This is a genomic window from Neobacillus niacini (assembly GCF_023715785.1).
In the GTDB taxonomy this organism is placed as follows: Bacteria; Bacillota; Bacilli; order Bacillales; family Cytobacillaceae; genus Neobacillus; species Neobacillus niacini_E.
Genome location: NZ_JAMBOX010000006.1, coordinates 238,434 through 251,455 on the forward strand (window position 1 = coordinate 238,434; position 13,022 = coordinate 251,455).

Sequence of the window (13,022 nt, forward strand, 5' to 3'; positions counted from 1 at the left end):
CATTTTTTCACCCTTTTAACCCTTGCAGCCATTCTTGGTAGCAATCAGGGCAAAGAATCTCGTCTCTCTCCTGGTTTGAGGAAACAAAGGACACAAAATGCCGTTGTTTTTCATCTAGTTCATCAGTACAATAAAAACATTTTTCGCTCATAGAAATCCTCCTTTAAAAATTTCGATAGGTTAGTTTCTTCAGGTGTATATCGTTTTATAACATTCCCCATTCATGTAAAATTAGGTCAGAATGTATGTTTCAAAGAGAGGGAGCAGACAGATGAATTTTTCAGGAAAAGTTGTGATGGTTACCGGTGCTGGAAAGGGCATTGGCCGCGGTGTTGCCATGGCCTATGCCGAAAAAGGAGGAAAAGTGGTTGTAGCCGATTTTGATGTGGTAGCAGGAGAACGGACGGTCAATGAAATTCGTGAACAAGGTGGCGAAGCTATTTTTGTAAAAACAGATGTGCGCCTTGAAGAAGAAGTTATTCGTTTAATGGAGGTAACAGCAAATACATACGGGAAAATGGATATTCTAATCAACAATGCCGGGATCAGCAAATTTACCCCATTTTACGAACTAACCCTTGAGACATGGGACAATGTCATCAATACGAACCTGCGCAGCGTATTCCTTTGTTCCAAGGAGGGAGCCAAGCTAATGCGAAACAATCCAGACGGTGGTTCGATTGTCAACATCGCTTCAACTCGAGCGTTAATGTCGGAGCCGAATACTGAAGCTTATGCGGCCACCAAAGGCGGAATTGTCGCGCTGACACATGCATTAGCGGCAACCCTCGGTCAAGACCGGATTACCGTCAATGCGATCTCGCCTGGCTGGATTCATACCGGTGATGAGTCCGAGCTGCGAGAAATCGACCATGAGCAGCATTTCTCGCAGCGGGTGGGCAATCCTGGTGATATTGCCCGTGCCTGTCTCTACCTGACAGCTAAAGAAAATGATTTTGTCACTGGCATTAATTTGGTAGTTGACGGTGGGATGACAAGAAAAATGATTTATGAAGAAGACTAATGGGGGCTGGAAAACAGCCTCTTTTTTTCGTCCAATTTTTGGTGGTATTGTGGTAAAATAGTGAATATTAGGAAAATTCGTTGAGAAGGGGGCGCTTTATGAAGCTTCCGATTATTGGGACAAAGCTGCGCATACCAACAGTAAAGGACGATTTTATTAGGCGGGCCAAGCTTACCCGAAAAATGAAGACAATCCCCAACTATCCGTTAACAGTTATTCACGCCGGTGCAGGCTATGGAAAAAGCACAGCGATGGCCTTATTTATGAACGATGAAAAAATCTTGGGTTGCTGGTATTCGATTTCCTCAATGGATGATGATATTCTTCCGTTTCTCGCACATATCATCCATGCCATCAGAAAAATTGTCCCCCATTTTGGGATGGAATTATCGGCTTATATTGAAACCATCGACCGCTATATACGTGAAGAGGAACTAAATTATTTATGTTCACTGTTCATTAATGAACTTCTTGATATCGACTTCGAAATTACCCTGGTTCTCGATGACTTTCATCAGATTGAACAATCCTACACGATTAACAGCTGGATGGAAAAACTGCTCGAGCATATTCCCGACAATTTACAAATCGTCATCTCGAGCCGGAGCCGTCCCGTTTGGAAGCAGCTGACAAAAATGAAGGTAACAGGTCGGTTGTTGGAAATCACTAGAGACGACCTCATTTTAACGATTGAGGAAATGGAATTGCTGCTTTTAGACCTCTACGGTATCGAGTTGGAGGAACCTCAGCTACAAACCATTTACCAATTGACGGAAGGATGGATTATTGCCCTCTGCATGATTGCCCAGCAAATTCCGTTGAAATCGGATATTTCCGATTTTTTTGCCCACTCTACCCACTCCCTAACCGAGTTTTTCCAGTACTTGGTCATGGAGGTTTTTGCAAAGCAGCCGCCGATGATTCAGCAGTTTCTTGAACAAACCTCGATTTTTGAAGAGATCGACGAGGAGCTGTGTGTCGAGGTGATCGGCTTTCAAGCAGCTTCAAGCCTGCTTGAGCAGTTGAAGGAGCGAAATTTATTTATTCAAAAGGTGGGCCAGAATCATTATCGCTACCATGCCCTTTTTAAAGAATTTTTGGAAAAGCAGTTTCAAACGAATAATCCGAGAAATTATGCCATGCTTCATGAAAGATGTGCCCGATTCTATGAAAAAAGAAAGATGTTGGAGAAGGCGCTTTATCATTATCAAAGACTCCATCACACCAAAGCGATGGCTGCAATACTGCAGGAGAATGGTTTCCGGATGCTTGAAAACGGCAAGCTTGAGAGCTTGTCCGATCATTTGGCAAAAATAGCCGATGAAGAGCTGGGGACGTATTATCAATTATGGCTGCTGAAAGCGGAGGTCTGCCGCTATCGTTCCCAATATTCCGAGGCTGAACGTTTTTATCAACTTGCCTATGATGGGGCGTCGAAAGAACAGGATTTTCTTGGAATGAGCAAGGCGCTCGAGGGAAAGGCGAAAATTTATTTGGATACGATTCAGCCGCAACATGCCGAGCGTCTATTATATGAAGCAATCAGCCACCGTGAGAAAAGCAGAACGCCAGCCGAAGAAAGCGGGAAGCTGTATGAATTGTTGTCGGAAAACCTGTTAAACTCTGGAAAGGCGCAAAAAGCGGAGAAGTGGCTGGAAAAGGCGAAGGAAACAAATCATGCCGACCTTGATGGCAGTCTTGAAGCAAGACTCTATTTGCGGACGGGCCGGTTTGAAATGGCAAAGAAATTCCTTTACAAGAAAAAGGCAGAACTCGAAGGAACAAAACCTTCCAATTTGCCTCAGGCTCACCGTGAAATAGACTTGTTGTTATCCATCATTGAGGCCTTTACAGGCGAAGGAAACAAAGCGAAGGAACTTGCACAGGCAGGAATTCAACTGGGCATCAGTTTAAAGGCACCGTTTGTCGAGGCGTGCGGTTGGATTCGCATGGGTCATGCCGTACAAATCCTCAATAAATACGATGCTGCCTTGGCGGAAAATTGCTATCAAACAGCCCTTGAGCTGATGGGCAATTTAAATGTCTCGCGCGGGAAAGCCGAACCGTTGATGGGCCTGTGCGTTTTATATGGAGTACGAGGTGAATATGAGCGGGCCATCACTGCCGGAAGACTCGCCTTGCTGGAAACCGAAAAAGTCCATGATGTTTGGCTTTCTGCCATGATTATGCTTGGCATGGGGATTGCCAGTGTTTATAATGATCGACTGTCAAAAGCGTTGAATTACCTTGACCAGGCTGGAATGCTATTCCGCGAGTGCGAGGATTCCTATGGGCAAATGCTGAGCGCGTTTTGGCTGGCCCATTGCTTTTATCTTGAAAAAAAGCAATCTGAAATGCTAAGGTATGCAGATTCCTTTTTAAGTCTTATTCAGCTGCATGACTATGAGTTCTTTTTTCATAAGCGTTCTGTTTTTGGCCCAAGGGATTTGCAAGTATTTGTGCCGCTCTTGCTTCAATGCCTAAAGGAAGGCAGCCAAAAGGCATATGGAGCAAAAATCCTGCAGGATATGGGAATAACCGCACTCGAATCACATCCTGGCTATTCGATCCGGGTCCAGACCCTGGGCCAATTTAAAATTTGGCTGGGTGATAAGGAGTTTGGCGAGAGGGATTGGCAGCGGGAAAAAGCCAAGGAATTATTTCAATTGCTCATCACGACAGGTGAATTAATTGCCAAAGAGGAAATTCTCTCCATACTCTGGCCCAATCAGGAAAAGAAAAGTGCGGACCGCGATTTTAAGGTCGCCTTAAATAGTCTTCATCATGTGCTGGAACCGGAACGAAAAGCAAGGGGAGCGCCATTTTTTATTATCAGGGATGGGAGTTTCTATGGTCTTAACCCGCTTGCGGTTATCGAAGTAGATACAGAGCAATTTCAAACATGGGTTCAAAATGGTCTTGATGAATCAGACCAGAATAAAGCCGAAAACTATTTGGAAAAGGGACTTTCCTTTTATCAGGGGGATTATTTGCCAGAGCGGCGTTATGATGATTGGTGCATCAGCAAACGGGAAAGTATGCTTGTTTATTTTTTGCGGGGAGCCGAGAAAATGGCCCAAATTTCTGTCCGCAATGAAAATTACGACCGGGCCATTTTCTGGTGTGAAAAGATACTGGAGCGGGACCGTACCTGGGAAGAAGCCTATCGTCTGCTGATGTATTGTTATTATCGAAAAAATAACCGCCCGCAGGCATTGAAATGGTATAAAAAGTGTACAGATGTCCTGGAGGAGGAGCTGGGGGTAACGCCCCTCGAACCGACAAAGCATATGTACGAAATGATTATCCAATCAGACAGCTATATAAAGCCGCTCTAAACAGCCTGACGACCAAGCTGTTTTTTTTTTGTAACTTCTATGTAACTCTCTTTTTTTATGATAAGTCCAAAGCAATACAATCAAATTTTTAAAATTTTAAGGGGGAAGAACATTGAAGGGAAACCGGAAGAAATGGGCATTTTTAGGGTTACTTATTTTTATGATGTTGTTTGCAAGCGCATGCAGCTCCGACAAGTCGTCATCAGATCCAAAGGAAGGCGGCGATGATAAGAAGGCGGAGACGAAGGAACCAATCAAGATTGGGGTGCTTGCATCCAAGACAGGCGCGCTTGAGTCCTACGGCAAGCAAACATTGAGGGGCTTTGAGCTGGGCTTGGAATATGCCACTGACGGCAAGATGGAAGTCGACGGAAGAAAAATTGAATTTTTTGTAGAAGATACGGAAACAAAGCCTGAAGTCGCTGTTCAAAAAGCAACAAAACTACTAGAGGAAGATAAAGTAGATTTCTTAGTTGGATCGTCAAGCTCTGCGGACACGCTGGCAGTCCTGCCGCTGGCCGAGGAATATCAAAAAATCATGGTAGTAGAACCGGCTGCAGCCGACACCATTACAGGTTCCGAATTTAATAAGTATATTTTCCGTACCGCACGAAACTCTTCCCAGGATGCTGTGGCTGGTGCCGCCGCGATTGCCAAAAAAGGTGTGAAAATCGCGACCCTAGCTCCTGACTATTCATTTGGACGAGATGGTGTTGCCGCATTTAAAGAAGCGGCTAAGAAGCTAGGCGCCGATATCGTCAAGGAGGAATACGCCGACCCAGCAGCTACCGATTTCACTTCCAACATCCAAAAAATAATTGATGCCAAACCTGATTACCTGTTTGTTGTCTGGGCCGGGGCGAACTCTCCATGGAAGCAAATTGCCGATATGAAGGTTCAGGATAAAGGCATCAAGATTTCAACTGGTGCACCAGATATTGCGGCATTGGCAACAATGGAGCCGTTGGTTGGTATGGAAGGCTTCACCGTTTATTATCATGACCTGCCAAAAAATAAAATCAATGATTGGTTGGTAACTGAACACAAGAAACGCTTTAATAATGAAGTGCCAGACCTGTTTACACCGGGCGGAATGAGTGCGGCAATCGCCATCGTTGAAGCTGTCAAGAAAACAAAGGGCGATACGGATGGGGATACGCTGATTAAAGCAATGGAAGGCTTGAGCTTTGAAAGCCCAAAAGGAAAAATGACATTCAGACCTGAGGACCACCAAGCATTACAAGCACTATATGCCATTAAGCTTGAGAAAAAGGACGGTGTCCCATATCCGGTTCCAGTGCTGATGCGTGAGTTGAATCCGGAGGAAACAGCTCCGCCAATTCGAAATAAATAGAAAAATAAGGGGGACTGACCGTGTATGTGCCGGTCCCTCTTTTCATTATTTTTAACTGAGAGGCGGTGCCATAAATGACGGCATTGATTGAAACAAAGGATTTAACCATAACTTTTGGCGGACATACCGCGGTCGACTCGGTGACGATTACTGTTCCGGAAAAGAAGTTCAAGTCGATCATCGGGCCAAACGGTGCAGGTAAAACAACATTTTTTAATTTGTTAAGCGGCCAGCTATCCCCGACAAAAGGCAGCATCTACTACCGCGGAAAAGATATTACCCGCCTTTCCCCGACAAAACGGACACGGGAAGGGATTGGCCGTTCGTTTCAAATTACCAACGTGTTTCCTAATTTAACTGTTTTGGAGAATGTAAGATTGGCAGTGCAATCACAGGCAGGTGTTCGTTATCAAATGCTGTTTCATTATAAAAAATACCACGACTTTGAAGAAAAAGCATTGGAATGGCTGAAGCTTGTGCTGCTTGATGATAAAAAGGATTCCTTGGCAAGCAATTTGGCACATGGCGAAAAGCGCAAGCTTGAAATTGCGATGCTGCTGGCTTTGGAGACGGAGCTTCTGTTGTTGGATGAGCCGACGGCAGGAATGTCCCTTGAAGAGGTCCCGGCGATTTTGGAAGTAATCAAGCGGATTAAGGAGCAAGGGAACCGAACGATTATCCTGATTGAACACAAGATGGATATGATCCTAGATTTGTCGGATTCCGTTATGGTGCTGTTTAATGGCCGGCTGCTTGCCGATGGCACTCCAGAGGAAATCATGAAAAATGAAACGGTTCAATCCGCTTATTTAGGGGGGGTGTACGAATGAGCGACTTGTTGACACTAAACGGTGTGGAAACCCATATCGGCCAATATCATATTCTTCAAGGTATTTCACTGGAAGTTAAGCAAGGGGAAGTTACGGTCCTCCTTGGCAGAAACGGGGCGGGAAAAACAACCACGTTACGAACAATTATGGGGTTTTCGCCTGCAACGAAAGGCAGCGTCATGTTTAAAGGTGATACGATTCACACTCTTCCAACGTACACCATTGCCAAAAGAGGAATCGGCTATGTCCCGGAGGATCAAGGGATTTTTGCCGGATTAACCGTTGAGGAAAATATGAAGGTAGCGATCCAAAAGGATAATGAAGAGACAGCCAAACGGATGAATTGGATACTGGAGTTATTTCCCGACTTGAAAAAGTTTTGGAAAAAACCCGGCGGCCTATTAAGCGGGGGGCAAAAGCAAATGCTGGCGATTGCCAGAGCCTATATCAACGAAAATGAACTGCTGTTGATTGATGAGCCAAGCAAGGGGTTAGCCCCGATTGTCGTCGAGAAGGTGATGGAGTCAATCATGCAGATGAAGGAGCAGACAACGATCGTGTTGGTCGAGCAAAACTTTATGATGGCCAGCACAATTGGCGATCGGTTTTACATTATCGATGATGGCCGCACCGTCAGTCATGGCTCGATGCAGGAATTAAAACAGGATGAAGAAAAGAAGCGCAAATATTTGGGCATCGCGTAGGAAAGGAGGACGGAGCAGGTGGATTTATTTTTCAATTTAACGTTAAATGGGCTGGCAACAGGAATGCTGATTTTTCTACTGGCAGCGGGTTTGACGCTGATTTTTGGCTTAATGGATGTGCTTAACTTTGCTCACGGCGGGTTATTTGCTTGGGGAGCCTACAGCGGGCTGTGGGTATACAGCCAAACGGGCAGCTTCCTAATCGGTATCGCTGGTGCGATTCTGACTGGCTTCCTGCTCGGAATTATAACGGAAAAATGGATCATTAAACCGGTGTATGGCAATCATGTTCAGCAAATTTTGATTACCTTGGGTCTGATGCTTGTGTTATCGGAAATGCTGAAGGTGGTTTGGGGACCGAATCAACTAACCGCCAACCCGCCTGATTATTTAGTGGGAGCCTGGGAAGTGGGCGATGTCATCATTATCAAATACCGTGTGTTTATTATATTTGTCGGTCTGCTAATATTTGGCGGGGTCCAATATTTATTGAAAAAAACGAAAATTGGCCTCGTTGTCCGCGCCGGTGTTATGAACAAGGAAATGGTGCAGGCATTGGGCATTAATATTCAAAAGGTGTTTATGTTTGTGTTTATGATCGGTTCGGGCATGGCAGCGCTTGGCGGCGTTCTCCTGGGCCCATATTCCGGTGTGATTCATGCCGGGATGGGGATGGAATTCGCGATTCTTGCATTTATCGTTGTGGTGATCGGCGGAATGGGGAATTTCAAAGGGTCCATCCTGGCCGCGATCTTAGTGGGACTGTCCGGGTCGTTTATGGCCTATTATGTACCGGATCTGTCACTTGCGGTCAATATGCTGTTAATGGCTGTTGTGTTATTGGTACGGCCGCAGGGTCTATTCGGGGCAAAGGGGTGAGGAAATGAAGTGGATACAAACGAATAAAGGCACTTCCATGTTTTGGCTAGTTACTGCCTTTCTGCTGGTACTGCCATTTGTCTATGAATCTAGAAACTTGATGATCTTGCTGACGCAAATCTTTATTTTTTCAGTATTTGCTATGAGTTACGATCTTTTGCTCGGCTTTACGGGAATTGTCTCGTTTGGGCATGCGATGTTTTTTGGAATCGGCGCCTATTCGATTGGGATTTTTATGAAACGTTTTGAGCCGACAATGGTCCATTTTTTGCTGGCACTAGTGGCGACGCTTGTTTTAACCGCGGCAATCAGCTTTATAGTCGGTTTACTGACGCTCAGGTTAAAAAGTCATTTCTATGCGATGCTGACGTTGTCCCTGTCCGGCTTGTTTTTGGTGCTGGCGGAAAAATGGCGCAGCTTGACGTATGGAAATGACGGCTTTACCTTTAGGATTCCTGAGCCATTTATTGACCGAACCCATTACTATCTGCTCTGCTTGGCAGTAATGGCCGCGGCGTTCATGCTGCTGAAACGGTTTACCAATTCCCCGTTGGGCCGGGTGCTGCAGGCAATTCGAGAAAATGAGCAGCGGACAGAATCATTGGGCTTCCAAGTGCTGCATTATAAAATTGCTGCCAGTGTCGTTTCCGGAGTTCTAGCCGGGATGGCTGGCATACTTTATGCCATGTCATTACGGTTTGTCAACACGAGTGTGTTTTCGATGGATATCACCCTTGATGCGTTATTGATGACGATTATCGGCGGGGTCGGCACACTGTACGGGGCGATGATTGGCGCTGGCTTAATCGAATTTGCCCACGACTGGTTGACTGAACTCGCAAAAGAGCATGCCATTTTTGAACGGTGGATTATATTTTTTGGAATTATCTATATCCTGGTCGTGATGTTTTTCCCGAAAGGAATTGTTGGAACATTAAGGAACGTTTCTTTCAGGCGGAAAAAGCCGGAGCCGGCAAAAAAGGCGGAAAAATTGGCAGGTTAGAGGGAGGAATTCGGGTGGATATGAAAGCAATTACCTCCTTCGTTGTCCGCTTTCAAATGGCAGGGGTCGAAAGCGAAACAGGAGAGCGGCAATGGCGGATCAAGGTGACCCATGTCCAGGAGGATCGGGAGACATTATTTGAATCAATTGAAGAAGCGATGACCTTTATGAAGGAAATTGCGGAAGATTCATAGAATAGTAACATTAATTAGGGAAAGGGATGAGGAAGATGGTAAATATGGCAGTAAAAAGTGTCGAGCTGTCAAATGGGGAAACGCTTTATTACCGTGAAAGGGATGGCGGAGAAATTAAAGTATTATTAATCCATGGGAATATGACCTCATCAAAGCACTGGGATCTTGTGCTCGAAAACATGGACGCGAAGTATAAACTTTATGCCGTTGATTTACGGGGCTTCGGCTTGTCCACCTACAATAAGCTGGTTATGTCGATTAAAGACTTTTCCGATGATGTGAAACTGTTCGTGGATGCGATCGGACTAAATGATTTTGCTGCAGTTGGCTGGTCAACCGGCGGAGCGGTCGCGATGCAATTTGTCGTCGATTACCCGGGCTATTGCAATAAGCTGATATTATTGGCGTCGGAATCGACTCGGGGGTATCCGTTTGTCGGCAAGTTGAATGATACTGATGAGCCGCGCCGTTTTACCACGCATGATGAAATTAAACGCGATCTTATGGTTACACTTCCAGTACAGACCGCCTATGATACGAACAATGTGGAACTGCTCAAGCTAATTTGGAACGCGGTGATTTACACGCATAACCAGCCTGCGCCCGAGCTTTATGATGAGTATGTTCAGGATATGCGGACCCAGCGGAATTTGGCCGAAGTGCATCACTGCAATAATACTTTTAATATCAGCCATCACCATAACGGACTCGTTGCAGGGAATGGTAAAGTGGATGATATTAATGTTCCGGTGCTGGTCCTCTATGGGGAGCGCGATATGGTTGTTCCACGGGCAATGACAATGGAATTGATTGAGGATCTTGGGGATAAAGCGACTGTTGTTGAGTTGAAAAATTGCGGCCATTCGGCATTGGTGGATGACCTGCCGCAATTGCTGGGGGCAATGGAACAGTTTTTGGAAAAAGAAGTTCAGGTTTAGTAGTTATGTGGCGGCCTTTTGGGGCCGTTTTTTTGACTTTTGGAATATATGCCTAAAAAATGTCGTGAGATTATGGAATTTTGTAGTGAAACCCTAAAAATTTGTCGTGAAGGTACAATTTTTTGTAGTGAGGGATGAAGGAAAATGAGTATTTTCCAGTTTATTCTAAAAATTGTAGTGGCACTTCAGATTTTTGCAGTGAAACCCTAAAAATATGTTGTAAGTGTACAATTATTTGTAGTGAATACCTAATTTTTTGTCGTGTACCCCAATATTCTGTCGTAAGTTGCACCGATGTAACTCCCCTGTAACCGCCCCCGGCTAAAATAGTACCATCTAGTAGTGAAGGAGCGAATTTTTGGTGAGATGGGAACTGGATTGGCTGGAAAATAGGGCGAGACTATCGCCTAATAAGGCTGCCGTGATCGAAGAAGAGACCAATACGGTCTGGACATATACACAATTGAACGGACGGGCCAAGACATTAGCGAACTGGCTATATGAACGGGGTGTAGAAAAGGGTGACCGGATCGCCCTGCTCGCCCCGAATCATATCAGTTATTTTGATTTGCTGTTTGCCTGCAGCAAAATTGGAGCGATATTTGTTCCGCTAAATTGGCGGCTTTCCTGGCATGAGCTTAGCGGAATTTTACAGGACTGCACCCCTAAATATATAGGCGTCCATCAGCAATTCAACGAAATTTATCAGCAGCTCCCCCTTGAGAAACCAGACCCCATCTTTATTGAGATATGGGATTATCCGGAGTGCACCCCTGCCCCAGCAGTCGAAATCCATGAAACCGACCCATTGGCGATGATTTATACTGGCGGAACAACCGGTAAACCAAAAGGGGTGGTGTTAAGTCATCAAACTATCCTTTGGAACGGGATCAATACGATTTTAAGCTGGGGCTTAACTGACCAAGAGGTAACGGTCAACTATATGCCGATGTTTCATACCGGGGGGTTGAACGCGCTTTGCATCCCGATTCTGATGATGGGTGGGACAGTGGTTATCGGCGAAGGGTTTACTGGCGAAAAAGCAGCGCAATCCATCAACCGCTATCAGTGTACGGTCATTCTGTTGGTACCAACCATGCACCATATGTTGGTTCAAACAGAAGATTTCAAGAATAGCCAGTTTCCGTCCATGAAAGTTTTCCTATCAGGAGGGGCGCCCTGCCCAATCCAAATCTACGAAGCTTATCAGCGAAAAGGCTTGGCATTTAAAGAGGGATATGGCCTCACGGAGGCAGGACCGAATAATTTTTACATTACCCCAGAGGAGGCACAAGTGAAACGGGGATCAGTCGGAAAGCCGATGTTATTTAATGCCATCAGGCTGGTAAAATCGGACGGCCATCCGGCAGGGCCAAACGAAGTCGGGGAGCTACTTATTAGCGGAAAGCACGGATTTTCCCATTATTGGAACAATGAAAAGGCAACAAACGAAACGATACAAAACGGTTGGATTTCAACCGGGGATTTGGCCAAAAGCGATGAACAGGGTTTCCATTATATTGTCGGACGAAAAAAAGATATGATTATTAGCGGCGGAGAAAATATCTATCCCTTGGAAATTGAGCATTGGCTAGCCGCCCATCCGTCGGTCAATGAAGTCGCCGTGGTAGGTCTTCCAGATGAAAAATGGGGTGAGATTGTCTCAGCGTTCCTTGTTTTAAAAAATACATCAATACAGGATGATGAATTGAAGGCCTATTGCGAGGCAAAGCTGGGCCGCTATAAAATTCCGAAGTTGTTTATTCGGCTGGAAGAACTCCCAAAAACCCATGTCGGAAAAATTGACAAAAAGGCGTTAAAAGAAATGCAGAATCAAAGATAAAAGGAGAACCGCCCGCCGGCGTGTTCTCCTTTACAATTTTTGCGCCAAATTAATTGCCGTTTCACCGACAGATAAATCCAGCTGCAGCTGTTCTGACAAGTTATGGGGATGATAGAATCCCTTTGCCACCATATAATTCGTAATGTTTTCATGGGTGGCAATCGCATCATTTAATTGTGCCCGTAATGCGGCCTTCAATTCAGGTGTCGCTGTTTCCGTATTCGCAACAGAATAGTTTCGAACCGCTGCCTTTGCCGAGATGAGAAAATCCGTGGCAATGACCTGATCAGTAAGGCCACCCATTCCGGGCAAAACGGGTCATTGCCGTTGATTATGTAGGTTACCGTCTCGAGCACGCCAAGCGGACGAATAAAGTGGAAATCGTCAATTTTGAGGACCATGAAAATGTCGGCGATTACTTACTTGAAATTACTCAAGGCGGAGCTAATATTGTCATCGACGCGGTAGGCATGGATGGCAAAATGACGCCACTTGAGTTCCTGGCTTCCGGGTTGAAGCTCCATGGCGGGGCGATGGGGGCGATTGTCATTGCCAGTCAGGCGGTTAGAAAAGGCGGTACGATTCAGGTGACAGGAGTTTATGGGGGACGTTACAATGCCTTTCCGCTCGGAGACCTCTTCCAGCGCAATATTGACGTTAAAATGGGGCAGGCACCAGTCATTCCCTATATGCCTTTTCTTTATAACATGATTAATAATGGAAAAATCGATCCGAGTGATATTATTACCCATGTGCTTCCGCTGGACCAAGCCAAGCACGGATATGAAGTGTTTGATACTAGAACAGACGATTGCATTAAAGTTATTTTAAAACCATAAATTTACCGGAAGGCTGAGGAAATATTCAGCCTTTTTCTTTGTTATGTAACTTAATATATGGTACCATTAACTTATG

12 protein-coding genes and 1 pseudogene are annotated in these 13,022 nt (G+C 45.2%); 11 read left to right on the forward strand and 2 right to left on the reverse strand.

Annotated elements, in window-relative coordinates; all coding sequences use genetic code 11:
• Positions 1-7: 7 nt before the first annotated feature.
• Positions 8-151 carry a hypothetical protein gene (locus M3234_RS13640; protein WP_262305235.1) on the reverse strand — a complete coding sequence of 48 codons (144 nt, stop codon included), beginning with the start codon at positions 149-151 and terminating at the stop codon, positions 8-10.
• 120 nt (positions 152-271) lie between these two features.
• On the opposite strand from M3234_RS13640, the gene M3234_RS13645 reads away from it, so the two are divergent.
• From M3234_RS13645 to M3234_RS13690, 10 genes are all read left to right on the forward strand, one after another.
• The gene (locus M3234_RS13645; RefSeq protein ID WP_262305236.1) at positions 272-1,024 is read left to right on the forward strand and encodes a glucose 1-dehydrogenase; all 753 of its coding nucleotides are present in this window, start codon (positions 272-274) and stop codon (positions 1,022-1,024) included.
• A gap of 98 nt (positions 1,025-1,122) precedes the next feature.
• On the forward strand, positions 1,123-4,362 hold the full coding sequence (locus M3234_RS13650; RefSeq protein WP_262305237.1) for a winged helix-turn-helix domain-containing protein: 3,240 nt from the start codon (positions 1,123-1,125) through the stop codon (positions 4,360-4,362).
• 160 nt (positions 4,363-4,522) lie between these two features.
• Positions 4,523-5,716: a substrate-binding domain-containing protein gene (locus tag M3234_RS13655; protein ID WP_262305274.1), complete on the forward strand. Its 1,194-nt coding sequence runs from the start codon at positions 4,523-4,525 to the stop codon at positions 5,714-5,716.
• 74 nt (positions 5,717-5,790) lie between these two features.
• Positions 5,791-6,546, forward strand: coding sequence for an ABC transporter ATP-binding protein (locus M3234_RS13660; protein WP_262305238.1), 756 nt, complete (start codon positions 5,791-5,793; stop codon positions 6,544-6,546).
• A complete protein-coding gene (locus M3234_RS13665; RefSeq protein WP_262305239.1) occupies positions 6,543-7,250 on the forward strand; it encodes an ABC transporter ATP-binding protein in 708 nt (235 codons plus the stop codon). The genes M3234_RS13660 and M3234_RS13665 overlap by 4 nt, the downstream gene beginning before the upstream one ends.
• A gap of 18 nt (positions 7,251-7,268) precedes the next feature.
• Entirely contained in the window at positions 7,269-8,129 is an 861-nt protein-coding gene (locus M3234_RS13670) for a branched-chain amino acid ABC transporter permease (protein WP_066314001.1), read from the forward strand.
• Positions 8,130-8,133: 4 nt separating this feature from the next.
• On the forward strand, positions 8,134-9,132 hold the full coding sequence (locus M3234_RS13675; protein ID WP_262305240.1) for a branched-chain amino acid ABC transporter permease: 999 nt from the start codon (positions 8,134-8,136) through the stop codon (positions 9,130-9,132).
• Positions 9,133-9,146: 14 nt separating this feature from the next.
• Entirely contained in the window at positions 9,147-9,326 is a 180-nt protein-coding gene (locus M3234_RS13680; RefSeq protein WP_262305241.1) for a hypothetical protein, read from the forward strand.
• A 35-nt stretch (positions 9,327-9,361) separates the two neighbouring features.
• Positions 9,362-10,264 (forward strand): intracellular short-chain-length polyhydroxyalkanoate depolymerase, encoded by a 903-nt coding sequence (gene phaZ / locus M3234_RS13685; RefSeq protein WP_262305242.1) that lies wholly within the window; start codon positions 9,362-9,364, stop codon positions 10,262-10,264.
• Positions 10,265-10,625: 361 nt separating this feature from the next.
• Positions 10,626-12,107 carry a class I adenylate-forming enzyme family protein gene (locus M3234_RS13690; RefSeq protein ID WP_262305243.1) on the forward strand — a complete coding sequence of 494 codons (1,482 nt, stop codon included), beginning with the start codon at positions 10,626-10,628 and terminating at the stop codon, positions 12,105-12,107.
• A gap of 30 nt (positions 12,108-12,137) precedes the next feature.
• On the opposite strand, the gene M3234_RS13695 is transcribed toward M3234_RS13690, so the two are convergent.
• The gene (locus M3234_RS13695) at positions 12,138-12,410 is read right to left on the reverse strand and encodes a spore coat protein (RefSeq protein WP_262305275.1); all 273 of its coding nucleotides are present in this window, start codon (positions 12,408-12,410) and stop codon (positions 12,138-12,140) included.
• A 5-nt stretch (positions 12,411-12,415) separates the two neighbouring features.
• On the opposite strand from M3234_RS13695, the pseudogene M3234_RS13700 reads away from it, so the two are divergent.
• A pseudogene (locus tag M3234_RS13700) lies at positions 12,416-12,946 on the forward strand (MDR/zinc-dependent alcohol dehydrogenase-like family protein); the annotation flags it as partial.
• Positions 12,947-13,022: the final 76 nt, after the last annotated feature.

Excerpts from the sequence above, each read along its gene's own strand:
- M3234_RS13640 (WP_262305235.1), bottom strand. The coding sequence starts at position 151 with ATGAGCGAAAAATGTTTTTATTGTACTGATGAACTAGATGAAAAACAA.
- M3234_RS13645 (WP_262305236.1), top strand. The coding sequence starts at position 272 with ATGAATTTTTCAGGAAAAGTTGTGATGGTTACCGGTGCTGGAAAGGGC.
- M3234_RS13650 (WP_262305237.1), top strand. The coding sequence starts at position 1,123 with ATGAAGCTTCCGATTATTGGGACAAAGCTGCGCATACCAACAGTAAAG.
- M3234_RS13655 (WP_262305274.1), top strand. The coding sequence starts at position 4,523 with ATGATGTTGTTTGCAAGCGCATGCAGCTCCGACAAGTCGTCATCAGAT.
- M3234_RS13660 (WP_262305238.1), top strand. The coding sequence starts at position 5,791 with ATGACGGCATTGATTGAAACAAAGGATTTAACCATAACTTTTGGCGGA.
- M3234_RS13665 (WP_262305239.1), top strand. The coding sequence starts at position 6,543 with ATGAGCGACTTGTTGACACTAAACGGTGTGGAAACCCATATCGGCCAA.
- M3234_RS13675 (WP_262305240.1), top strand. The coding sequence starts at position 8,134 with ATGAAGTGGATACAAACGAATAAAGGCACTTCCATGTTTTGGCTAGTT.
- phaZ (WP_262305242.1), top strand. The coding sequence starts at position 9,362 with ATGGTAAATATGGCAGTAAAAAGTGTCGAGCTGTCAAATGGGGAAACG.
- M3234_RS13695 (WP_262305275.1), bottom strand. The coding sequence starts at position 12,410 with ATGGGTGGCCTTACTGATCAGGTCATTGCCACGGATTTTCTCATCTCG.